The 23,681-nt window shown below is 71.1% G+C and carries 19 protein-coding genes; 4 read left to right on the forward strand and 15 right to left on the reverse strand.

Annotation, left to right across the window (positions count from 1 at the left end; translation table 11 throughout):
• Positions 1-58 precede the first annotated feature (58 nt).
• The 3 genes from ABZ887_RS45400 to ABZ887_RS45410 are packed head-to-tail and all read left to right on the forward strand — an operon-like array spanning position 59 to position 3,042.
• Complete coding sequence (locus ABZ887_RS45400) at positions 59-1,342, forward strand: FAD-dependent oxidoreductase (RefSeq protein WP_361304438.1); 1,284 nt, start codon at positions 59-61, stop codon at positions 1,340-1,342.
• Entirely contained in the window at positions 1,339-1,791 is a 453-nt protein-coding gene (locus tag ABZ887_RS45405; protein ID WP_361304441.1) for a flavodoxin domain-containing protein, read from the forward strand. Before ABZ887_RS45400 ends, ABZ887_RS45405 begins: the two co-directional genes overlap by 4 nt.
• 33 nt (positions 1,792-1,824) lie before the next feature.
• Positions 1,825-3,042 (forward strand): cytochrome P450, encoded by a 1,218-nt coding sequence (locus tag ABZ887_RS45410; protein ID WP_361304444.1) that lies wholly within the window; start codon positions 1,825-1,827, stop codon positions 3,040-3,042.
• A 66-nt stretch (positions 3,043-3,108) separates the two neighbouring features.
• On the opposite strand, the gene ABZ887_RS45415 is transcribed toward ABZ887_RS45410, so the two are convergent.
• A complete protein-coding gene (locus ABZ887_RS45415; RefSeq protein ID WP_361304447.1) occupies positions 3,109-4,101 on the reverse strand; it encodes an aldo/keto reductase in 993 nt (330 codons plus the stop codon).
• Positions 4,102-4,220: 119 nt separating this feature from the next.
• Between ABZ887_RS45415 and ABZ887_RS45420 the strand changes: the two genes are divergently transcribed.
• Positions 4,221-4,856: a TetR family transcriptional regulator gene (locus ABZ887_RS45420; RefSeq protein ID WP_361304450.1), complete on the forward strand. Its 636-nt coding sequence runs from the start codon at positions 4,221-4,223 to the stop codon at positions 4,854-4,856.
• Between the two features lie 144 nt (positions 4,857-5,000).
• Here ABZ887_RS45420 and ABZ887_RS45425 read toward each other — a convergent pair whose 3' ends face one another.
• The 14 genes from ABZ887_RS45425 to ABZ887_RS45490 form a co-directional block, all read right to left on the reverse strand.
• Positions 5,001-6,470 carry a CoA transferase gene (locus ABZ887_RS45425; RefSeq protein ID WP_361304453.1) on the reverse strand — a complete coding sequence of 490 codons (1,470 nt, stop codon included), beginning with the start codon at positions 6,468-6,470 and terminating at the stop codon, positions 5,001-5,003.
• Positions 6,467-7,918, reverse strand: a complete 1,452-nt coding sequence (locus tag ABZ887_RS45430; RefSeq protein WP_361304456.1) for an aldehyde dehydrogenase family protein — start codon at positions 7,916-7,918, stop codon at positions 6,467-6,469. Before ABZ887_RS45430 ends, ABZ887_RS45425 begins: the two co-directional genes overlap by 4 nt.
• A 22-nt stretch (positions 7,919-7,940) precedes the next feature.
• Positions 7,941-9,476, reverse strand: a complete 1,536-nt coding sequence (locus ABZ887_RS45435; RefSeq protein ID WP_361304459.1) for an aldehyde dehydrogenase — start codon at positions 9,474-9,476, stop codon at positions 7,941-7,943.
• Between the two features lie 24 nt (positions 9,477-9,500).
• Positions 9,501-10,745 (reverse strand): FAD-dependent oxidoreductase, encoded by a 1,245-nt coding sequence (locus ABZ887_RS45440; protein WP_361304462.1) that lies wholly within the window; start codon positions 10,743-10,745, stop codon positions 9,501-9,503.
• Positions 10,746-10,764: 19 nt separating this feature from the next.
• Positions 10,765-11,088, reverse strand: coding sequence for a 2Fe-2S iron-sulfur cluster-binding protein (locus ABZ887_RS45445; RefSeq protein WP_361304465.1), 324 nt, complete (start codon positions 11,086-11,088; stop codon positions 10,765-10,767).
• 44 nt (positions 11,089-11,132) lie between these two features.
• A complete protein-coding gene (locus tag ABZ887_RS45450) occupies positions 11,133-13,427 on the reverse strand; it encodes a CoA transferase (protein ID WP_361304468.1) in 2,295 nt (764 codons plus the stop codon).
• Positions 13,427-14,218, reverse strand: coding sequence for an enoyl-CoA hydratase/isomerase family protein (locus ABZ887_RS45455; RefSeq protein WP_361304471.1), 792 nt, complete (start codon positions 14,216-14,218; stop codon positions 13,427-13,429). The genes ABZ887_RS45450 and ABZ887_RS45455 overlap by 1 nt, the downstream gene beginning before the upstream one ends.
• Positions 14,215-14,628 carry an OB-fold domain-containing protein gene (locus ABZ887_RS45460; RefSeq protein WP_361304473.1) on the reverse strand — a complete coding sequence of 138 codons (414 nt, stop codon included), beginning with the start codon at positions 14,626-14,628 and terminating at the stop codon, positions 14,215-14,217. Before ABZ887_RS45460 ends, ABZ887_RS45455 begins: the two co-directional genes overlap by 4 nt.
• Before the next feature lie 9 nt (positions 14,629-14,637).
• Positions 14,638-15,777: a thiolase family protein gene (locus ABZ887_RS45465; protein ID WP_361304476.1), complete on the reverse strand. Its 1,140-nt coding sequence runs from the start codon at positions 15,775-15,777 to the stop codon at positions 14,638-14,640.
• Positions 15,778-15,978: 201 nt separating this feature from the next.
• On the reverse strand, positions 15,979-16,839 hold the full coding sequence (locus ABZ887_RS45470) for an SDR family NAD(P)-dependent oxidoreductase (protein ID WP_361304479.1): 861 nt from the start codon (positions 16,837-16,839) through the stop codon (positions 15,979-15,981).
• Entirely contained in the window at positions 16,836-18,077 is a 1,242-nt protein-coding gene (locus tag ABZ887_RS45475; protein WP_361304482.1) for a cytochrome P450, read from the reverse strand. The genes ABZ887_RS45470 and ABZ887_RS45475 overlap by 4 nt, the downstream gene beginning before the upstream one ends.
• Before the next feature lie 47 nt (positions 18,078-18,124).
• Entirely contained in the window at positions 18,125-18,793 is a 669-nt protein-coding gene (locus tag ABZ887_RS45480; RefSeq protein WP_361304485.1) for a GntR family transcriptional regulator, read from the reverse strand.
• 434 nt (positions 18,794-19,227) lie between these two features.
• Positions 19,228-22,527: a S8 family serine peptidase gene (locus tag ABZ887_RS45485; protein WP_361304488.1), complete on the reverse strand. Its 3,300-nt coding sequence runs from the start codon at positions 22,525-22,527 to the stop codon at positions 19,228-19,230.
• 425 nt (positions 22,528-22,952) lie between these two features.
• Entirely contained in the window at positions 22,953-23,630 is a 678-nt protein-coding gene (locus ABZ887_RS45490; protein WP_361304491.1) for a response regulator transcription factor, read from the reverse strand.
• Positions 23,631-23,681 lie beyond the last annotated feature (51 nt).

The following is a 23,681-nucleotide window of genomic DNA, read 5'->3' on the forward strand; positions in this document are numbered from 1 at the left end:
GTTAGTTAGTTACCGTTCATCTCGTCTTCTGAACTCCTTCGCAGTAACCGAGGTAGCCATGAGAACTCCGGCAGAGACAGCCAACGGCTTTCCGCTCCAGGTCGCGGTCGTCGGCGCCGGCCCCAGCGGGTGCTACGCGGCCCAGGCTCTGCGCAAGGGACAGCCGGACATCGGGATCGCGGTCTTCGACGCGCTGCCGACGCCGTACGGACTGGTCCGGTACGGCATCGCGCCGGACCACCAGGGCGCCAAGGCGGTGTCGCGCCAGTTCGACCGGCTCTTCGGGCAGCCGGGGGTGGAGTTCGTCGGCAATGTGTCCGTCGGGACCGACGTGAGCCTCGAAGCACTCCTGGAGAGCTTCCACGCGGTCGTGCTGGCGACCGGACTGGGGACGGACCGGCAACTGGGCATCGAGCAGGACCCGGACGCCCTGGTCATCGGCGCCGGTGACCTGATCCGGCTGCTGAACTCCGACCCGGACGCTCGCCTGCGCCACCGGCCGGCCGGTCCTCGGCGCCTGGGGTCCGAGGTCGTCATCCTCGGTACCGGAAACGTCTCGGCGGATGTCGCCCGACTGCTGTCCAAGTCCGACCTGGACTTCATCGCGTCGGACGTCGACGACGACGCACTGCGCGCGGTGGCGCCGGCCCCGGTGCGGACCATCCACATCCTGGGCAGGTGCGAGCCGCATGCGGCGAGGTGGGACGCGTCGATGGTCAGGGAACTCGCCGAGATCGTCGGTGTTCACCTCAGCGTCGACGGCGTGCCTCTGCTCGGCGAGCCCGCGGCCGCGCCGCGTACCACGGTGAACGTGCGGTTCCGGCAGGTTCCGGTTTCCGTTCGGCGGCACGACGGCCGGGTCCGTGTGACGACACATGACGCGGGGGACAGCACACGGGTCGGCCACCTCGACGCCGACACCGTCATCACGGCGCTCGGCTTCGACCCTTCTCCGGCGCAGTCGGCGCGGTTCGGTGGCATCGAGGCGTCGAACGTGTTCCGGGTGGGGGGTCCCGCCACCGGTCGGCTGGGAAATCTGGCGGAGAACCGGAAGCTGGCGGCAGAGACGGCGAAGGGCGTCCTCGAGTTCCTGCGCGATCAGGAACCGCCGCACCGTACGGGCCTGGCGGGGCTCCGCGACCGGCTGCCGGCCTCGGTGGTGAGTTTCGAGGCGTGGCAGCGCATCGACGGCGCCGAGGTCCGGCGCGCCCGGCCCGACAGGTGCCGGACGAAGTTCACGACCAGGGACGAACTGCTCGCCGCGGCGGCGGGCTCCGGTGCCCTGGTTTCCATCCCGACGGCCACGACCGCGGCCCTCGACACCACAGGAGAAGTGAAATGACTGTCGTACATGTCCTGTACGGGACCGAGTCGGGCAACGCGGAGATGGTCGCCGACGACATCGCCGCCGCGTTCCGCGACCAGGGGTTCGAGACGGTGACGGCGGAACTGACCGACGTCGAGGTGTCCGACCTGGCGGCCATGAACCTCGCCGTGTTCGTGAGTTCCACCTACGGGGAGGGCGGTCTGCCGGAGACGGCGGCGCCGTTCCACGACGCCCTCGTGACGGAACGCCCCGACCTGTCCGGTGTGCGGTTCGCGGCGTTCGGGCTCGGCGACAGCATCTACGAGACGTTCAACAACGCCATCGACACCCTCCGCAGAGCGCTCCTGGAGCTCGGCGCTGAGCAGATCGGAACCACGGCCAAGCATGACGCCGCGTCGACGACCCCCGCCACGGAGCTCGCCGACGCGTGGGCCCGGGACCTCCTGACCCTGATACCCGCCTGACCCGGCCTGACCGGACCCGAAGGAGTGACGGAGATGAGCTTGACCATCGAGGAAGCCTCGGCGCTGTTCCCGTGGAACGACGAGGGATTCCGGACGGACCCGTACCCAGCCTACGAGCGGGCCCGCCGAATCGCGCCCGTGCACCGGACGACCGAGAACACGTACGTGGTGCTGAACCACGCGGACACCACGCACAACGCGAAACTGCCGTGTATGCGGATCGCGGAGCCGCCGGCTTTCGCCGCCACCTCCGCCGTGGAACACCCTCACCCGTGGACCGCGTTCGACAACACCGTCCTGTCGAAGGACGCGCCGGAGCACACCCGGATGCGGCGGCTGACGAATCGTTGGCTGACGCCGAAGATGATCGGCACCTGGGCGCGGCTGACGCACGACTTCACCGTCGAGGCGCTCGACGGGCTCGCGCCGGGCGAGGTGGTGGACGCCCACTTCGACCTGGGTGTGATGCCGACCCATCTGACGATGTGCCGCATCCTCGACATGCCCGTGGGTGATGTGGAGGGGATGTTCTGGGCACTGTGGGACGCGATGCTCATCAACGCGACCGCACCCGGTGAGGGAATCCATGCGCGGTCGCTGGCCGGGATGAACTTCATGTTCGCCGAGACCGAGCGGTATGTACGGGAGAAGCAGGCCGCAGAGGAGCCCGGGAACGGGCTGGTCGACGAGCTGCTCGCGGCCCACGGGCGCGGCGAGCTCACCTGGCGCGAGGTCCTGGAGACCACGGTGCTGCTCTACATGTCGGGCGGCCCGAATCCGGCCTACCTCATCGGTGCGGGCTTCAGGCTGTTCGCCGAACGGCCGGACCTGATGGCCGAGTTCAGGGACAAGCCGGAGATCCGGGACGCGTTCATCAACGAACTGGCGCGGCTGAACCCGGTCGAACTGATCATCACGCGGTTCCCGAACGCGGACATCGAGATCCAGGGCGTGCACATCCCCGCGGGATCCTGCATCAAGTACCCCATCGGGGCGGCGAACCGGGATCCGGAGGTCTTCGAGAACCCCAACGAGTTCGACTACAACCGACCGCCGGACGCCAGCCGGAACCTGACGTTCGGGCTCGGTACGCACGCGTGTGCCGGGCAGTTGCTGGCGCGGGCCGAGACCAGCGTGATCCTCGGCCTCGTCGCCGAGCGGTACTCCTCGGTCGAGCTCGCCGGCGATCCGCTCGAGGTCCGCACCGATCGTCTGGTCGCCTTCGACAAGCTGCCTGTCCGCCTCTCCTGAGCCCGGCTGTCGGTCCCGTGCCGAATGCGGTGCACGGGACCGGCGGCCGGTACGGACGCCCCGGTGTCAGTCGGTCGACATCGTGGCCAGCATGGCGGCCGGGTACCGGCTTCCCGCGGAACCCTGCGGAAGGATCTGCCTGATCCGCTCGAGGTCGGCGTCGGTGAGTTCGACGTCGACCGCGGCGGTGTTCTCCGCCAGGCGGTCGGCGTTGCGGGTGCCGGGGATCGGGACGACGTCGTCACCCTGGGCAAGCAGCCAGGCCAGCGCGAGCTGCGCGGCGGTGATGCCCTTCGCGGCGGCAAGCTGCTTGAGCTGCTCGGTGGCGTTGAGGTTGTACGTGTAGTTGTCGCCCTGCCAACGCTCGTCCCAGCTGCGCATGTCGTCCGCCGGGTACTCGGCGGCGGGCTTGACGACGCCGGTCAGGAAGCCGCGGCCCAGCGGGGAGTACGGCACGAGACCGATGCCCAGCTCCCGCACGACCGGCAGGATCTTCTCCTCCACCCCCCGTTCGAAGAGCGAGTACTCGGACTGCAGGGCCGAGACCGGGGTGACGGCGTGGGCGCGGCGGATGTACTGCGGGCCGACGTTGCTGAGGCCGAAGTACTTCACCTTGCCCTCGGCGATCAGTTCGCCGACCACGCCCGCGACCTCATCGGCCGGCACGTCGGGGTCGGCCGCGTGCTGGTAGAAGAGGTCGAGGTAGTCGGTCTGCAGATAGCGCAGGCTGTTCTCGGCGACCTTGCGGATGTTCTCGGGGCGGCTGTCGAACCCGGCACCGATCTGCTGCGCGGTCATGTCGAAGCCGAACTTGGTGGCCAGGACCACCTTGTCGCGGAAGCCCTTCACCGCCTTGCCGAGCAGGATCTCGTTGCTGCCGGTGCCGAGGCCGTACAGCTCGGCGGTGTCGAAGAAGTCGACCCCGAGTTCATGGGCACGGCGGATGGTGGCGGTGCTCTCGTCGTCGTTCGAGGAGCCGTAGGCGAGGGTCATCCCCATGGTGCCGAGGCCGAGTGCGGAGACGCGCAGGCCCTGGGAGCCCAGATCGCGGTGGTGCATGAGTTCTCTCCAGACGTGGGTACCGGTCCGGCCAGCATCAAACCAGACCGTTTGGTTTGACCATAGCCGTCGATCGCCCGAATGCCAAACCAAACAGTTCGGCGGCTTATCCTGGTCGTATGCCTCGCTCGACCCCGACCGACCCGACCTCCGAGCCCGCCGCTCCGGAAGGTGCCGACTCCACGCGTGCGCGGATCGTCGCCGCCGCCACGGACGAGTTCGCCCGCCACGGAATCGCCGGGGCCCGGGTGGACCGCATCGCCAGACAGGCCAGGACCAGCAAGGAACGCGTCTACGCGTACTTCCGCGGCAAGGAGGCGCTCTACGCGCACGTCTCCCTGCTCGAACTGGCCCGGGTCGCGGAGGCCACCCCCATGGACCCGGCCGATCTGCCGGGCTACGCGGGCCGCCTCTTCGACCACTTCACCCTCACCTGCCCCGACCACCACCGTCTGATCACCTGGGGTCGCCTCGAACTCGCCGACACCGCCGCCTCCCCCGGCGCCGACCCGATCCGGAAGACCGTCGCCCGCAAGATCGAGCAGCTGCACGAGGCACAGCGGGCGGGGCAGCTCGATCCCACCTGGGATCCGGTCGACGTCCTCGCCCTGGTCAACCAGATCGCCACCACCTGGGCGGCCCAGACCGAGATCGGCGCCGTCGCGGCGGAACAGGCCGCGGACCCGTCCCTTGCCGCTCGCCGCGCCGCCGTGGTCAGCGCCGTGGAACGTCTCTTCCCCCGGGCGACGGGGTGAGCCGATCGGCGCCTGCCCGTCCACGACGACCGCGGGCACGTACGGCAATGCCACGGCGGGTCCCCGCGCCGTTGAAGGCTGCGGCGCAGGGGCCCGCCGTGGCCGTTTCCGTGCTCGTCCGGCCGACGGACGAGCCTCAGGGGATCAGCCGGTGGTGCACCACCTCGGCGCGGAAGAGCCCGCCGCCTCGAACTGCCGCTCCCAGAACAGCGGGGTCCCCTCGACGGCGACGGGGAACGCGAGGCGCTTCACCGGGCGGCCGTCACCGCTGACGTGGACGCGGTCCTCGTACGGCCCGTCGAGTGGCAGCCGGATCTCCGGTTCCTCGGCGACGTGGCCGGCGCCGACCAGCATCGCCGCGGTCCGGGCGAGCGAGAGCCGGGAGACCGAGCCTTCGCCGGTGGTCACTCTCCGCGTCAGTCCCCGGATCGCGGCCGCGGCGATCTGGTATCCGGTCGCGAAGTCCAGTGCCTCGACGGGCAGATGACGGGGCCGACTGGCGTCGACCAGTCGGCCGAGCGCGTTGATCGGTGTCCTGTGCTCCGGGTCGTTGAGCGCCCAGATCGTCGTGGCGTCGGCGAGGCCGCTGCTGTACTGAACGAGGGTGTCGAAGCCTCTGCGGTCCTTCCAGGGACCTGTCCAGCCGTACGCGTTGAGCGCCACTTCGACCAAGCCGGGCCGGGTGGCGGCCCGGACCTCGGGGGCGACGAGGCTGTCCAGTCCGCCGGGGCGGTATCCGTGGACGAGCACGTCCGCCTCGGCCAGCAGTCTGAGGAACCTGTTCCGTCCGTCCTCGGTCCGCAGGTCGAGGAGTGCCCACCGCTTGCCCAGCATGATGTCGCTGCCCCGTCCGAAGACGCCGCTGCTCTCGTCCGAGCCGGGACGGTCGAGGCGCAGCACCTCGGCGCCGCAGGCGGCCAGGAACCGGGTCGCCATCGGTCCGGAGATGACCCGGGTCAGGTCGAGCACGCGGAGACCGGCCAGCGGGCGTCCGGGCGTCGGCCTCCAGATGTCGTCGCCCGCGTCGCCGGTCTCGATGCGCACGACGGGCTCCGTGGCCACAGCGCGGCCCTGGGCGTGTGCGCGCCATTCCCTGACCGTGCGGCTGATGGCGACGGCAGCGCCCGCATCGACCAGGAACCGCTCGATGTCCTCCGCGGGGTGCCTGCGGATCTCCGCCTCGAACGCGGCCGGGTCCTCCGCCGTTCCGAGTGCGCGCGCGATACGGGAGCGCAGGGTCGGGAACGTCGCCTGTACGCGGAGCCACCGGTCGTCGGCCGTCTGGAACTCGCACATCCAGGTGTGCGGAACACCTTGCCGCGCCGACGGATCGAGGGGCTGGGAAGGCCCGACCGGCAGATCGAACCAACCACTGGCGAGAACCCGGTCCACCCGGACCCCCGGTCCCCCGCCTCCGGCCGTGGCGACGAGATCGCTGAGGGCCAGTCCGGCGGCGGCGAACGAGGCCGCGGCAAGGTCGGTGACCGCGAAGGGGGACCGCAGCGCGCCGTGTCCTTCGAAACGGACTCGCTCCAGCGCTTCCTTCTCTCCGCCGAGCGAGTCCCAGATCTCCGCAAGGAAACTCCGAGCGACGGGGTGATCGGGATCGTTCATGACGCCGTCCTTCCCGTTGCCGCCGGTGCCGGAAGCTGCAGCGCCTTCGGCTGGAGGAACTCCTCCAGACCGTGGACGCCCAGTTCACGACCGTTGCCGGACTGCTTGTAGCCGCCGAAGGGAGCGAGCAGGTTCAGCGTCGCGCCGTTGATGTGGACCATGCCGGTGTCCAGGCGGCGGGCGAACGCGACGGCCCGTTCCTCGCTGGCCGAGAACACCGCTCCGGACAGGCCGTAGAGGGAGTTGTTCGCGATGCGCAGGGCGTCCTCCTCGTCCGCGTAGGGCATGAGGACGACGACCGGGCCGAAGATCTCCTCCTGAGCGATGGTCATGTCCTCGGTGACGTCGGCGAAGACGGTCGGGCGGACGTAGTAACCGGTGGACAGGCCGTCCGGCGGCTCGACGCCGCCCGTCACCAGCCGGGCGCCCTGCTCAATCCCCTCGGCGATGTACGCGCGCACCCGGTCGCGCTGGGCCGCGGAGGCGACCGGTCCGACCTGGGTCCGCTCGTCGGCGGGATCGCCGACCACCGTGCTCTCGGCCGCCTCCCGGGCCAGTTCCACCGCGCGCTCGTAGGAGTCCCGGTGCACGAGCATCCGGGTCCATGCCGTGCAGGTCTGGCCCGAGTTGCTCAGGACGTTGGCCACACCGTCGCGGACCGCGGAGTCCAGGTCCGCGTCCGGGAGGACGACGTTGGCCGACTTGCCGCCGAGTTCCAGGGCGACCCGCTTGACGGTGGCCGCGCCAAGTTCGCCGATGCGCTTTCCGGCGCGGGTGGATCCGGTGAAGGAGACCATGTCGACGTCCGGATGGGCGACCAGTGCCTCACCGGCGACCGCCCCGGTGCCGGGCACGAGGTTGAAGGCCCCCGCGGGAAGTCCGGCGGCGTCGAGGATCTCGGTGAGGAGGTAGGCGTCGAGCGGGGTCACCTCGGACGGCTTGAGGACGACGGTGCAGCCCGCGGCGAGCGCGGCCGCCACCTTGGCGACGACCTGGTGCAGCGGGTAGTTCCAGGGGGTGATGGCGGCGACGACGCCGACCGGCTCCCTGACGACGAGAGAGGCGGCTATGCACTCCTCGAACTCGTACGTCTCCAGCAACCGGGCGTACGACTCGGCGACCGCGATGGGCAGGCCCGCCTGGACCCTCGACGCCAGCTGCCGAGGAGCGCCCATCTCCGCGGTGACGGTCGTGGCGATCTCGTCTGCCCGCTCCACCAGACCTTGGTGGAGCCGGTCCAGGAAGACCTTGCGCTCGGCCGGGGTCGTCCGGGACCAGGCGGGCAGCGCCGCGCGGGCGGCGGCCACGGCCGCGTCGACATCCCTGGCCGTGGCGGCCGGCACGGTGGCGATGACCTGCTCGGTGGCCGGGTTGACCACCTCGGTCACGTCGTCATCGGAGGGGCGGCGCCAAGCGCCGCCGATGTAGAGGTCTTTGTGCTCCAGCACGGTGATCGGAAACTCCCTCGTGTCAGCGCCGGCCGAACATCTGCGGGTTGCCCTCATCGATCCACACGGACTTGGTCTCGGTGTAGTCGTCGAGCGCGTCGGGGCCGAGTTCTCGGCCGATGCCGCTCTGCTTGAACCCGCCGAAGGGCACGGCGTAGTGGACGACGCGGTAGGCGTTGACCCAGACCGTGCCCGCGCGCAGCCGCCTGACCATGCGATGGGCGCGGCCGACGTCCCGGGTCCACACTGCGGCCGCGAGACCGAAGTCGACGTCGTTCGCGAGCCGGGCCGCATCGTCCTCGCCGCTGAACCGCACGACACTGGCGACGGGCCCGAAGATCTCCTCCTGGGCGAGACGCGAGGAGTTGTCGACTCCGGCGAAGACGGTGGGCCGTACGAACAGGCCGCGCGTCAGCTCCGTGGTGGAGGTGTCCCGTACGCCGCCGGCGGCCAGGCGGGCCCCCTCGGACTGCCCGATGTCGATGTAGTCGAGGACCTTGTCGAACTGGTTGCGGCAGGCGAGCGGGCCCACGTCGGTCGCCGGGTCGAGCGGGTCACCGAGGACCAGCTTGTCCGCGGCCGACGACAGGGCGTCGACGAACTCGTCGTACACGTCGTCCTCGACCAGGACCCGGGATCCGGCCATGCAGGTCTGCCCGGTCGCCGCGAAGATGCCGCCCATGACGCCGTGCACGGCGTTGTCGAGGTCGGCGTCGGCGAAGACGATGTTGGGTGACTTGCCGCCCAGTTCCAGGGTGACCCGCCCGATTCGGGGGGCGGCAGCGCTCAGCATGGCCTTGCCCGCGGCAGTGGAACCGGTGAACGCGATCTTGTCGACGCCGGCGTGCCCGGCCAGTGCGGCGCCGGTCGGCTGCCCGAAGCCGGTGACGACGTTGACGACACCCTTGGGGAAGCCGGCCTGCTCGCAGAGTTCGGCCAGGCGGAGGGTGGAGGTGGGGGTCACCTCGGACGGCTTGATGACGAGAGTGCAGCCAGCCGCGAGCGCGGGGAACAGCTTCCACGACAGCAGGGTCAGCGGCGAGTTCCAGGGGGTGATCGCCGCGACGACGCCGACCGGTTCGCGCACGGTGTAGGCGGTGAAGCCGGGGTGCGCGGGGAGGGTGGAGCCGTGGTGGCTCTCCGCCAGGCCGGCCACGTAGCGGGCGTGGGCCGCCATCGCGCGGGCTCCGGGCAGCATCTCGCTGATGAGCTTGCCGTTCTCGTGGACCTGGATGAGGGCCAGTTCCTCGGCGTGCTCCTCGATGAGGTCGGCGAGCTTGCGCAGCAGTCCGGCGCGCAGCGAGGCCGGGGTGCGGGACCAGCCGTCCTCGTCGAAGGCCCGCCGGGCCGCGCGCACGGCCCGGTCGACGTCCTCCGTGGTGGCGGCGGGGACTCGGCCCCAGGAACGGTTCTCGTACGGGTCGGTGCAGGAGAAGGTCTCGCCGTCGGAGGCGGGGATCCACTCGCCGTCGATGAGCATCAGGTAGTCGCGGTCCGTCCCGGCCGGAAAGCGCTCCGAGCCCGAGGAGGCCGCCGGGGCCGCCGTCTGGTCTGTCATGTCTCGATTTCCCATCTGGATGGTTCAGAGCAGTTGCTTGAGGGGGACCGACAGGTCCCGGAGCGCTTCGGGCGCGACCCGGGCCCGGGCCGCTACCAGCTTTCTGGCGGCGGTGAAGTCCCGGGGGCTTGAGACCACGTCCGCGGCGCGGACCTGGCCGTCCTTGAGGTAGAAGGCCGCGAACGACCGCCCGGCCTCGGAGGTGCCCCGGATGACGACGTCGTCGTAGCCGGTGGACAGCCCCGTGGTCTGGAGCTTCACGTCGTACTGGTCGGACCAGAACCACGGGACGGCGGTGTACGGCTGGAGGCTGCCGGTCACGGTGGCCGAGGCGACCCGCGCCTGCTCGGAGGCGTTGGGAACCGATTCCAAGCGGCGACGTCCGCCGTGCTCGCCGCAGGGGTGGCTGGTGCAGTCGCCTATGGCGAGGACGGCGGGGTCCTCGGTGCGGCAGTGCTCGTCCACGACGATGCCGTTGTCGACCGCGAGCCCGGCCTGCTCGGCGAGTTCGGTGGCGGGGACCAGGCCGATCCCGACGAGGACGATGTCGGTGTCGATCCGCTCGCCGCTCTTGAGCTCCACCGCCTCCACCGAGCCGTCGGGGGCGAAGACGAACCCGGTCACCGCGGTGTCGACGCGGATGTCCACGCCTTCCTCGGCGTGCACCCGCTGGTAGAACGCGGAGACCTGCGGGGCGGTCACCCGGGCCAGGACGCGGGGCAGCGCCTCGAGGACCGTGACGTCCAAGCCGAGCCGCCGGGCGACCGCTGCCACTTCGAGCCCGACGTAGCCTCCGCCGACGACGACCAGCCGGGCGCCCGGCACGAAGCGGGGACGCATGGCGGTCACGTCGGCGAGGGTTCTGAGGTAGTGGACGTTGGGCGCGTCGTCGAGTCCGGGGGCTGGCAGTCTGCGCGCCCGCCCGCCGGTGGCGAGCACCAGGTGTCCGTACGGCAGCCGCTCGCCGTCCGCGAGGACCACCTCGCGGGCGGCCCGGTCGATCGCGGTGACCCGGGTGCCGGTACGCAGGTCGATGCCCTGCTGCTCGTACATGGCGGGCGGCCTGATGTACAGGTCCTGGGCCGTGGCCTTGCCGGACAGGTACGCCTTCGACAGCGGCGGGCGGGCGTAGGGGTGTCCGGGTTCCTCGCCGACGAGGGTCACCGGGCCCCGGTGGCCTGCCATGCGCAGGGCGGCGACGAAGTCCGCGCCGGCCTGACCGGCGCCGACCACGACGACGCGGTCGGTAGGGGTGGGTTCTGTGTGCATGGTGTGCTCCCGCCCGGTCCTACTTCTGGGTCTTCGGGATGTGCACGACGATGCCGTCCAGCGAGGCGTCGAGCGTGATCTGGCAGCACAGGCGGCTGGCGTCGGTGGGTTCCTCGGAGGTCGCTTCCAGCATCTCCTCCTCGTCGTCCGACGGCGCGGGCAGCGCCCCGAGCCACTGCTCGTCGACGAAGACGTGGCAGGTGGCGCAGGACAGCTCGCCACCGCACTCGGCGACGATGCCGGGTACCAGGTTGGCGGTGGCGGCCTGCATGACGGTGGCTCCGTCGGCGGCTTCGGTCTCCTGCTTGGTTCCGTCCGGGCGGACGAACACGACACGGGGCATGGCGGTCTCCTGATCGGGGCGTGCGGGTGCGGGGTGCGGGCAGGTCAGCGGGTGGACGCGGGCCGGAGGGGGCCGCCGAGGAGTGCGTCGAGGGCGGCGGCGTCCAGATGCCCGGCGTTCTCGCCGAGCGCGGGGGCGGGAGCGGGGTCGGGTGGTGTGTGGCCGTGCAGGATCATGGGGAATCCCTTCAGCCACTCCGGTGCGCGCAGTGCCGCGCGGCGCTCGCCGTAGCGGGGGTCGCGGGCGCGGTCCGCCGCGGTGTTCACCGGCACGGCAGGGACGCCCGCGCGGCGGAGTTCCGCCACGGCCCGGTCACGGGGGCGTCGGGCCGTCCACTCGGCGATGGTCGCGTCGACGGTGTCCTGGTGCTCCAGCCACCACTCCTCCGGCTCATTGCCGGACAGTGCGGATATCACTTCGGCCAGCGCCCGCCGGTGTCCGGCGCCGGTGCACGCAATGGCCAGCCAGCCGTCGGGCTCCGCGGTGGGGTAGGTGTCGTGCGGGGTGGCGCCGGGGCGGCGGTTGCCGTCCGGTACGGGCAGCCGCCCCGTCCAGACGTACTCGCCGAGCTGGTCGGCCAGGGTCCAGGCGACGGCCTCCCGCTGGGAGACATCCAGATGGATGCCGCGCCGGCCTCTGGTGACGGCGTCCGCCACCAGAGCTGCGCCGACGAAGGACACCACCTGGTCCGGATAGTTGACGTCGCCGCCCGACCACATGGGCCGCTCCCCCGGATAGCCCGTGACGGCCGCCAGTCCGGAGAGCAGGTCCAGCGTCGAACCGAACGAGCCGTACGAAGCCTCAGGTCCGAAGACACCCTGACTCGACAGGGACAGATAGACCAGGCTCGGGTTGAGGCGATGAACGGTGGCGTAGTCGATACCCATGCGGGCGGTCACGCCCACCCGGAAGTTCTCGACCAGGACGTCCGCCCTGCGGATGAGCTCATAGGCCGTGGCCCGGCCGTGTTCCGTTTTCAGGTCGAGGCTCAGGCCGCGCTTGCCCGCGTTGTTCGAGGCGAACATCGGCGAGACCAGAGGCCGCGCCCCGGCCGCCTGGTCTGCGCTGCCCGGCATCACCCACGCCCGGAACGGATCCGGGCGGCCGTGCGACTCGATCTTGATCACGGTCGCGCCGTAGTCGGCGAGCAGCCGGCTGGTGGCCGCCCCGGCGGTGATGGTGCCGAAGTCGAGGACGACCAGACCGTCCAGGGGCGGCGCGGCCGCGGTCACGAGTGGCGTACGGGTCGCCGCCAGCCGGGGCGGAGTGATCAGGCTGCCGTCGTGTTCGCCCAGCCGGGGTGCGGGTACCGAGGCCTGGGACCCGCCGGGCACGGTCCACGGAAGGCCGACCACGGGAGCGTCCCTGCGGCGGTCGCCGGGCGGAAGGACGAAGCCCCGGGCACGGAGTTGCTCGTCGGCCAGCAGGTCCTCGGCATCGGCGGCATGGCCGAAGGGCAGTCCGAGACGCTGTGCCTCGGTGTAGAGGTCCACGGCCGCACGGCTCGCCGCCGCTTCGGCGATCACGGACCACCACTCCCCCGAACGCCGGGCGCGCTGCTCGGGGTCGTCGAGGCCGGGTGCGCTCAGGCGCGGGTCGCCGAAGACTTCGACGACGGCGGGCCACTGGTGGGCGTGGAAGATCACTCCGACCCAGCCGTCCTTGGCGCGCACCACGCGCCATCCGCCCTGCGACGAGCCCGCGCGTTTCGGGACGCTTCCGCCGAGGTGGTGCAGGACGTCGCTCTTCCAGTCCATATAGGCGGCGACGTCGCTCAGCGCGACCTCGACGAGATCCCCGCGTCCGGTACGGTCACGGCCGCGCAGGGCGAGCATGGCACCGTACAGGCCGACGAAGGCAGCCGAGTGGGCGCTCTGTTCGCCGCCGAGTGCGAGCGGGCGCCGGTCCGGCTCACCGATCATGGTGGCAAGGCCGCCGTACGCCTCCGCCAGGAGGCTGTCACCGGCGCTCTCGGCGTACTCCCCGGTCAGCCCGAAGGCGGTGAGCGAGACGATCACCAGCCGGGGGAAGCGTTGCCGGAGCCGGTCGAGGTCCAGGCCCTCGGCGGCGGCCGCGGCCGGCGTGAGATCGGTGATCAGCACGTCGGCGGCGGCCAGCGGGCTCGTCTCGCGGGCTGCCAGCTGCTCGGTTCTGAGTACGGCGCTGCGCTTGCCGGCGCCCAGGGCGGCGAAGGTGAACTCCCTGGCCCGCAGCGGTGTGCCGGTGGGTGGTTCGCACAGCAGCACATCGTGCCCGAGGGCGGCGAAGAGGCGGCCGCATGCCGCTCCCGCGACGGACTCGGTTACCTCGACCACCCGGAAGGTGCGCTGCCCGGACATCAGCCCTGCCCCGGGTTGCGCTCGCCCGCCCGGAACCGGCCCAGGCCCTCGGCCAGAGCGGTGCTGCGGGCGCGGAGTTCACCGGCGACCTCATGGCCGTAGGCGATGGCCTCGGTCCACTCGGAGATCTCCCCGGGAATCTTCCACAGTGCCTTCTTCGACCACTCCAGCGCCGTCGCGTCGAAGGAGGCGACGCGTTCGGCGAGAGCCATGGCCGTGGCGTCCAGCTCCTGCAGGGGCACGGCGCGGTTGACCAGGCCCCACTCGGCCGCGGTGGTGCCGTCGATGCGCTCGGCGGTGAGCACCAGCCAGGCCGCGTGCTTCGGCCTGAGCCGCAGTTGGGCGGCGGGCCCGGCGAGCGTCGGGTAGAGGCCGAAGCCGATCTCCGGCATGCCGATCTGGGCCTCGTCCGCCGCGACAGCCAGGTCGGCGACGTTGATCAGAGTGGAACCCCCGCCGAGGGCGGTGCCGTTGACGGCGGCGATGACGACGGCAGGATGGTCGCGGATCTCCTCCTGCACGGCCGCCCACTCGCTGCGCCGGTCGAGTTCCGCGTCCCCGGTGCTGACGTCGCCCTCCTTGAGGTCGACGCCGGCGCAGAAGGCGGGACCGTTGCCGGTCATGACGATCACCTTGGACCGGCCCCGGCACTCGTCGAGGGCGCGCACGATCCCCACACGGGCGGCACGGTTCATGGCGTTGCGCTTCGCGGGGCGGTTGAAGGTGATGCGGGAGATGCCGCCCGCCCGGTGCTCGACGAGGACGACCTCTTCGGTCACGCGGGTGCTCATCGGGTGACCACCTTGAACTTCGGGATGGCCCGGTCCTCGGAGAGTTGCTCGAAGACGACCTCCAGCGGCATCCCGCACTCCAGGTGCTCCGGCGGATCGACGAGGGTGGTCATCAGGTACGGCCCCTCCTCCAGCTGGACGAAGGCGACCAGGTAGGGGACCTCGTCGGCGAAGGCGGGGAAGTACTTCTGGTGCATGACGATCCAGGACCACAACGTGGCCCTGCCGCTCGCCGCGCGCCACTCGAAGTCCGTACCGAGGGTCACCGGGTCGACCGGGGACTCGGGGTAGCGGGGCGTTCCGGAATCGCCGTACTGGAGCCGGAGTTCACCGGCGAGGGTGCCCTCCCAGAAGGCGCGGTTGGCGTCCGTGACCGGCGGCAGCATCTCGATGAGTTTCTGGTTGTCCATGGCTCCTGCTCACTCCCCGACCAGGACGTGCGAGGTGACGATGGGTGAGGCGCAGATGTACTGGGCGACGTCGCAGTCCGCGACCTGGCGGGGGCCGGCCTCGCCGCGGATCTGGCGTACGGCCTCGACGTGGTGGCCCCAGCCCTGCATGTAGCTCTCGCCGGTGTGTCCGCCGGCGGTGTTGATCGGCATCTCGCCGTCGCGGGCGATGCGGTCAAGTGTCGCCCACTTCCAGGCCTCGCCCCGCGGCGCGTGGTCGAAGCCCTCCAGGCTGAACAGGACGGTGGGGGTGAAGTTGTCGTAGATCTGCAGGCAGTCCATGTCCTGCGGGCCGTAACCCGACTCCGCGTACACCCGCCGGGCCACGTCCTGGGAGGCGGCGTGGAAGAAGTCCGTGCTGGTGTAGTAGTTGCTGACGCTGCCCCGCGCTGCGGTGGCCGCTACCCGCACCGGGCGCTTGGCCAGGTCGCGGGCCTTCTCCAGGGTGGTGAGGATCAGCGCGACGCCGCCGTCGTTGATGATGCAGTAGTCGTACAGGCGCAGCGGGTCGGCGATGTAGCGGGAGGTGAGGTACTGCTCCTCGGTGATCTCCTCGCGCATCACGGCCGCGTCGTTGAGGGCGGCGTTGCGGCGGTTGTTGATCGCGATCGGGGCGAGGGCACCGTCCGGCACGCCGTACTCGTGCATGTAGCGGCGGTACATCATCGCGACGTACGCGCCCGGGGAGGTCATGCCGTACATCGCGTCGTAGCGGGCCGTGGGGCTGCCGGCGTAGCCGTCGCCGCCGTACGTCATCTTCACCGAGCGGCCGTTGTTGCCGTAGACGAGGGCGATGGTGTCGGCCTGACCGGTCTCGATCAGGGAGACGGCGTGCTGGACGGCGACGCCGCTCATCCGCCCCGATCCCTCAAGGGCGTTGATCACACGGGGAGTTGGGATACCGAGCACGTGGGCGCCGTGCTCGTAGTGGATACGGGCCGTGAGGAGGCCGTCGACCTCGTCCTTGCGCAGGCCGGCGTCGTCGAGCGCGAGGCGCAGGGCCTCGGCGCCGAGTGCGTAGGCATCGCGATGGGCGTCCTTGTTGGCGTAGAGGGCGCCGAAGTCGGTCTGGCCGACTCCGACGATCGCCGCTTGCCTTCGTTCAGGCATGGTTCGGTCCTGGGGTGTGGTCATCCGCTGGCGTGTGGTCGTCCACGCGAATGACGGGCTGACGCGAGGGGCCGTGAGGCGCGGTTTCCGCTGCCCGGCCGCTGATCGCGGGAGGGTGAGGGGTGAAGCAGAGAAACAGGGGGATGTCCCCGAGAGCCGACTGTCACGCGTCCGGTGACGCGGGCGGCAACGGGTTGCTGCTCAGCCCTGCGAGAAGGGGCACTTGGACGCGTCGCCCGTGCCGTCGTGAGCGTGGTCGTCCGGGCCGTCCAGGAGGGGAAGCGCCTGGATGTCGGCCATGAGGTCGCGCGCGTGCTCCATGGCGAAGGCGCGGCTGTGCGGATTGGTGGCGATGACCGCAGTGCCCTTGAGCAGGCCGTCGAACGCCGCGGCGGCGACCTCGACGGGCTCCTGGGCGAACGGTTCGATGGCGGCGGCCACCTGCGGATCGGCGGCGACGAGCGCCCTCACCCGCTCGGTGCGGACCCAACCGGGAGTGAGGAGGGAGACACCGATACCGAAGTCCTTCAGGTCGCGGCGAGCGGTGTCGGTGAGGCCGAGCGCGGCGTACTTCGACGCGGTGTACGTGCTCATGGGCATCACGTGGGGCGGGACGCCGAGGGAGTGCTCGGAGCCGGTGTTGAGGATGTACGCCGGCCCGCCCCGCGCGGCGGCGTCCTTCAGCAGCGGAGCGAAGGCGTGGACGACGTGGAACATGCCGAGCACGTTCACATCGAAGAGACGTTTCGCCTCAACCGGATCCACGTCCTGGAGCGCACCGGCCACACCGATGCCGGCGTTGTTGCACACCACGTTGACCGTACCGAACCGCTCAACAGTGGCCTCGGTCAACTTTTTGACCTGTGAGTAGTCCACGGTGTCGGTCCGCAGCCACTCCGCCGTGGCGCCGCCGGCCCGCAGGCTCTCCACCGCGGCGCCCGCGTCCTCCACGTCGGCGATCATCACCCGGGCACCGCGGGCCGCGGCTTCGCGGGCGAGGGCCAGGCCGATGCCGGTGGCGCCTCCGGTCACGACGACGACGGCGTCCGTCAGATCGCTCATGAGCGGGCCTCCTGCCGGTCGGCCTTGGTGACGGTGACGGGCATGGACAGGAGCTTGTTGATGAAGGTGCTCCAGCCGCGCCTGGGCTCGCCGTTCAGGGCGCAGCTGATACCGCGGCGGTGCATCTCCTCGAAGAGGATCTTGAGTTCGAGCTTGGCAAGGTTCTTCCCGACGCAGTGGTGGGGACCTCCACCGAAGGCCATGTGCGCGTTCGCGGTCCGGGACGGGTCGAAGCGGTGCGGGTCGGTGAAGACGGCGGGGTCGCGGTTGGCGGCGGTGAAGAACATCTGCACCAGGTCGCCCTCACGCATCGGGGTGCCGTGGAAGTCGGTGTCCCGGGTCACCGTGCGGGCCATGTTCATGGCCGGGGTGACGAACCGCAGGAACTCGTCGACCAGCCCGTTCAGGTTGTCGGCGGCGACGGCCTCGCGGGTGGCGTCGGCGATCTGCGGGTCCTCCAGGATCAGCCGCATCGACTGGGCGATCACGGTGTGCGTCGTCTCGAATCCGGCGACGAGGAGCAGACTCAGGTAGTGCAGGAACTCCGGCTGGCTCATCTCGCCGCGCTCGACACACTGCGCGAGCACCGTGGCGAAGTCGTCCTGGGGCGCCCGCAGCTTGTCCGCTCGCAGCTGGTCCAGGTAGGCGAAGACCTCCGGAAGCAGCGCCATGGTGGACGCGCCGCCGTCGGGCTGCTCCGCGGCGTCGAAGATCGTGAGCGTCCAGTCCACGATGCGCTGACGGTCCTCGTACGGGACTCCCATCACGCGTGCGATGACGCGGGAGGGGATGATGGCCGCCACGTCGTCCACCCAGTTGACGTCGCCGCGGGCGGCGATGTCCTCCAGCACCTCCACGACGATCTCGCGCACCCAGCCGTCGAAGTTGGCGATGACCCGAGGGCCGAAGGAGCGGGCGGCGGCCCGGCGCAGCCGACTGTGTACGGGCGGGTCGTTGTACATGATGTTGTGGCGGAACTCGGTCTCCGGCGAGGGAAGGCTCGGGAAGAACGGACCCCATCGGGAGCTGAAGAGCTCGGGGTTCCGTTCGACCTCGGCGATGTCGGCCTGCCGGGTGAGACACCAGAACCCGCCGTTGAGCGTGCCCGCCTTGGCGGGCTGCCAGTACAGCCCCGGCAGCTGTCTGACCGTGTCGAGGGTCTCATGGGGCACCCGGGAGGCGAAGGTCGCCGGGTCCGACAGGTCCGGTATCGCCGGGGCGATGATTTCCGTACTCATTGCTGCACTTCCTTGTGCTCTCGGTCTTCTCGCCGACCTTCAAGCCCTCAGTCGGCGTCCTGTTCCAGCAGACTCATCGCGATCTTCGCGGACGCCCTGGCCGCGGCGACGTGCCGCCGGGCCACCTCCGCCGCGTCGGCGGCGGAACGGTTGCGGATCGCCTCGACGAGGTCGGCGTACTCCTGCTTGGTGACAGCCATGCGACCCGGGGTGGCGGCCGAGACCCGACGCAGCGCGTGGATACGGCTGTACAGACCACCGAGCATGTCCGCCAGCATGGGGTTGCGGCAGCCGTCGAGCAAGATCTTGTCGAAGCGGTCGAGGACGTCCTTGTTGCCGTCGCCACCCGGGGTCACCTCGTGAGCGACGGAGGCCAGTGCGTCCACCTCTTCGGCGGATGCCCGCTCGACGAACAGACGCACCACGAGCGGCTCCAGCTCGGCGCGGATCTCGTAGATCTGCTCGATCTCCTCGGCGGTCGGAATGCTCACCCGCAGACCACGGCTCGGCGACTCCTCGACAAGCCCTTCGGCCTGCAGACGCCTCAGCGCCTCACGGACCGAGGTGCGGCTCACTCCGGTCAGCTCGGTGAGCTCGCGCTCGGTGAGTCTGCGACCAGGCTGCAGAGCCCCGTCCAGGATGGCCTCGCGCAGCGCGTCGACCACCTTGTCCCGTACGAGCTTGTCCTGCTTCACCCGAAGGTCGAGCCCGGCCACGTCACACCTCTGCTTCCCGGGGATGAACTTTGTATGACGGAATACAGAGTGCCGTAGGCCAGGTACCGTCGTCAATGGTCCGGACGGGACCGAACAGGGACGCTTGGGGCCGCGCCGCAGCCGCACGGGGCGGATCCCCCCTCCCCGCCCAGCAGCGAACTGCCGCCCCACAGTGGCGTGGACCAGGCGCTCGCAGTCGTCCGGCACGAGCACGCCGAGGTTCGGCGAAGAGCCCGGCGAGCCGGTCCAGGGCGGGCCCGGCCCCCAGGTCGGTGATGCCCACGGCGGCAGCCGGGCCCGACCCCGCTGCGGGGTCTCGCACAGCGCGAGACCCCGCCAAGAGCACCGAACGCGGGCAGAGGGGAAGCCGCCGGCCCGCTGGGGATGTGGGCGGGCCGGCGGCGGTATGGGGAGAGGTGGGCGGCGTGATCAGCTCACCTGACGGTGCGGTACGCGTCGATCAGCGTCTGGGTGACCGTGTTGCCCTCGGTGTCCTTGGCCGTGGCCTTGAAGGACACGGGGCCGGGCTTCTTCGGATGGGTCAGGGTCACCGAGCGCTTGCCTTTGGCCGAGGCCTTGACCGGCGCGCTCCGCCAGGTGCGCCCGCCGTCGTAGGACACCTTGACGGTCAGCGAGGCGAGAGCGCCCGGGGAGGCCGCCGCGCCCTGGACCACCAGCGGAACGGTGAAACGGGCTCCCGACCTGGTGGTGTCGTGCAGGCCGAGTTTCGGAGCGAAGCGGACGACGGACAGCGGCATGCTGGCGAAGTCGGTGGGCGAGGGCCGCAGGGCGAAGTCCCAAACGACCGAGACGCGGGTGCCCACGCGGTACACGGCCGCGGACCGGGACGCGTCGACGCTGAGCCGGTCGCGGGCCGGCCGATCCTTCAGCCCACTGTTGACCAGGTAGTCGCACAGGTCCTGCTTCTCGTCGAAGAGAACAGTGTCTCCCGTGGTGAACCGGGTGCGGTAGGCGGCCTCGGAGGAATCGAGGAAACCGGTGTGACCGGCGCCGTCGCTGAACATCGGCACGCACAGCGCGTAGTCGGCGCCCGAGTGGACTCCGCCGAAGTCCGCGGGGAGGGACGGGCCGAACACGGCGGCACCGAAGCTCTTCTCGCGGTAGACACGTCCGGACGCGTAGCGGCGGAAGTCGCCCTCCCACCTGCCCATCCGGGGCCGGGCCTCGGAGCCGACAGCCGTGCCCAGTTTCCAGCGCAGGCCCCCTTCCGTGGACACGTAGTGGAGCCCGGACCGGTACGGCGCCTTCCGCGCGAGCCCGCCGAGGTCCCCGAGGAAGATCTCGTCCTCCCAGCCGGGCACGCTCCAGGTGGCCATGGAGGTGACCCGGGCGCCCGCGGGGGCGGGGCCGCCCGCCGTGACCACCTTGGCCAGGCCGCGTGCGGACACGGTCCGGTCCAGGCCGGTGAACATCGAGCCCTTGCGGGTGACGACCAGGTCGTACTGCGGATCGGTGGCCCCGCGCTGCCAGATCCCGCCGTACTGGGCGATGAACTCGCCGGGCGGGGCGGACGGCCCGGCCTGGGCCACCCGGATGCCGTCGTAGTCCTCGGCGACCAGCAAGCTGCTCCAGCCCCGCTCCGGCGTGCCGGCCGCGAAGACCAGCTGCTCACCGCGCACCCGGGCCCGTGTGTCGGGTGCGCTGACCCGGACGGGCTTGGCGGTGCGGGCATCCAGTGCCAGGGTGCGGTCCTTGTCCATCGCCAGCCTGGGTGTCACCAGCCAGGAGGCCTCGGTGCGGCTCCCGGTGGTGTGCCCCATCAGGGTCTCCACCACATAACGCCCCTTGGGCAGCCGGAGGGTGACGACGCCGTCGCCGTCCTGGTCTCCGTAGTCGTACGGGAGGTGGAGGCGGCCTTGGTCCGGGTCGGCCACGGAGACACCGATGTCCCGAGCCGGCTTTCCGTCACGTCCGGTGGCCTTGAGCGTGAGCGTGTACGACTGCGCCTCGCGCACCACCCCGACCGGGGTGCGCGTCGTCGTCCCGCCGCCCGTCGCGGTGACCGACGCGGACCAGAGCCCGTCGGAGAGGCTCTCTGGCCGGGTGTCCGCGGTGACGGTCGCATCGGCCGTTCCGCCCGCCGGGACGGTCAGCCGTGCCGGGGAGACCCCGAAGACGGCCGTGGCCGGCGTGTCGCCGCGCGGACCGATCGGATCCGACATCGACAGGTCGAGCGTGACCGGTCGGTCGCCGAGATTGCTGTAGGTGAGGGTGCGACGGACCGGCTGGTCGTCGTCGTGCGGCCACTGCTGGACGCCGAGATCGACCGAAGCGGGCTGCGTGATCACCGAATGGCGTATGGCCTGGGCGAGGTCGGCCCGGCCGGCCCCCGCCGCGTAGGCGCCCTGTCCGGCGAGCGGTTCGGAGGAGGCCATCAGGGCGGCCTTCACCCGCTCTCCCGTCCAGTCCGGGTGCTGCCCGGCGACGATGGCGGCGGCACCGGCCGCCGCGGGGGTGGCCATCGAGGTGCCGGACATCGAGACATATCCGGGGGCCGCCGGACGTCCTCCGGTGCCGTGCGCGGCCTTGGCCGCGACGATGTCCACGCCGGGTGCGGAGAGATCGGGCTTGAGGGTGTCCTCGGCGGTCGGCCCCCGGCTGGAGAAGTCCGCGAGGCGGTCGTCACGGTCCACGGCGGCCACGGTCAGCGCCGCCTCGGCGGAGCCGGGAGAGCCCACCGTGTAGGCGTCCGGTCCCTCGTTGCTCGCCGCGACGGCGAACAGGGTGCCCGAGGACTTCGACAGGTCGTTCACCGCCCGCTCGACCGGGTCCGTGCCCGGGGAGTCCGTACCGCCCAGGCTCATGTTGACGATTTTGGCCTTCTCCCGAACCGCCCACTCCATGCCGGCGATGATCGCCGAGTCCGTGGCGAAGGGGCCGTCGAAGATCTTTCCGATGAGCAGCCGGGCGCCCGGCGCGACGCCGATGTACTTGCCGTCGCTCCTGGCTCCCGACCCGGCGATGATCGACGCCACATGCGTGCCGTGGCCGTCCGTGTCGTCGGTGGTGCCGCTGCCGCCGAAGTCCTCGGCGCCCACGACGGCCTCCTTCAGGTCGGGGTGGGAGGCGTCCGCACCCGAGTCAAGGACCGCCACGGTGACGCCCTTGCCGTCGTAACCCGCCTTCCACGCCACCGGCGCGCCGATCTGGACCGGGCCGCCCCGGGGGTCGGGCGCACCCGCCTTCGGCACCGCTCGGGAGCCCTGGTCCGCGGGGAGTCTCCAGCGGCCGTCCAGCCAGACCCGGTCGATGCCGGGAGCGGCTGTCAGGGCCCGGTCCGGACCTGAGGGACGGTCGGTCAGTGCCGCCATGAACCGGGCCGCCCGCTCCTTGGGCACGGTCATCGACTCACCGTTCAGCACGGGCAGCCGATGCCCCATGTCGGCGTCGGTGGAGCGCAGCTCCCGCTGGGCCTCGGACCGCGCGGTGCCCTTCTCGTACGTCACGATCAGCGGCAGGCTCCGGCGGTGCGCGTCGTCGTAGTCCGCTGCCGCGAGTCCTGTCACGTCGAACAGCCGCCGGTCCAGGGTGCCGTCGGCCAGGAGGCCCACGACATCGGACGGAGTCACATAGGTGTGCCCGGCGACGCGCTGCACGGACACCGGTACACGCTCGCGCCCCGCGCCGTGCGTGACCTTGGTGACCCGGCCCCGGGCGTCCAACTCCACCGTGTCCCCGGTGATGAGTGTGATCGACTCGACGGCCCGGCTCACCGGGTGTGGCGAGGGCGGAGGAGACCCCGCCCCGCCGTCCGCTCCGGTGCCCGGTGCGCCGGTCGCCGACGGGGCGCCGCCGGCCATACCCAGCAGGGCCGCGGCTGTGGCGCCCGCGAGTACCGCTCTGCGTGTCGCACCTCGTCCGCTGCTTCCGCGTTCCAACCTCACCTGGTCGATTCCCTTCCGAACAGGCCTGCGCGGCAGCGGACTTGAGCGACCGACACGGCACAGGACATGGGCGGCCACGGTCCGCTCCGCGCCGACCGGCCGTGTCCGACTCTCGCCCGTGAGGGCGGTCCGGCACGTCTGCCGATCGGCCACGGCTGCTCGTCCGGTCGGTAGAGGGCGTGGGTGGTTTCCGCGGGGGCGAGTGACCGCGCGGTACCGACGGGGTGGGGACGGAGCCGTTACGGAAGGGCCGCTCACTCGCCGGGCAGCAGTCCCGCCTCATGGGCGAGGATCGCGGCCTGGACGCGGTTGGCGCAGCTCAGCTTGGAAAGGATGTGCCGCACATGGGTCTTGACGGTTCCTTCGCCCATGTGGAGCCTGTCGCCGATCCCGGCGTTGGACAGTCCGAGGCCGACCAGGACGAGCACCTCCTGCTCGCGGTCGGTCAGGTCCGCCATCAGGTGTCGGGCCTCGGTGGTCCGCCGCGCACGGGTGATCACGTACTGGTCGATCAGCCCGCGGGTGATGCGCGGGGAGAGGATGGCGTCGCCGCGCGCCGCGACGCGTACGGCGTGGATGAGTTCCTGCGGGCCGGTGTCCTTCAGCACGAAGCCCGCCGCGCCGGCCTCCAGGGCGCGGGTGAGGTACTCGTCCTCCCCGAACGTGGTGAGCATGACGACCCGCGTCGACGGAGCCAGGGCGGCCAGCCGTTCGGCGGCGGCGAGTCCGTCCACGCGCGGCATCCGGATGTCCATCAGCGCCACGTCGACGCGGTGGGAGACGGTGAGATCGACCGCCTCGGCCCCGTCGGCCGCCTCCGCGACCACCTCGATGTCCTCGGCATGGGCCAGGACGAGGCGCAGCCCCGCCCGCATCAGCGCCTCGTCGTCGGCCAGCAGGACCCGGATCGGCCCGGCGGTGTCGTTGCTCATGCGTGTCATACCCGTGGCGCCCGTCATACCCGTCATTCCCGCCATATCCGT

This window comes from Streptomyces sp. NPDC047061, from assembly GCF_040643955.1.
Lineage (GTDB): Bacteria > Actinomycetota > Actinomycetes > Streptomycetales > Streptomycetaceae > Streptomyces.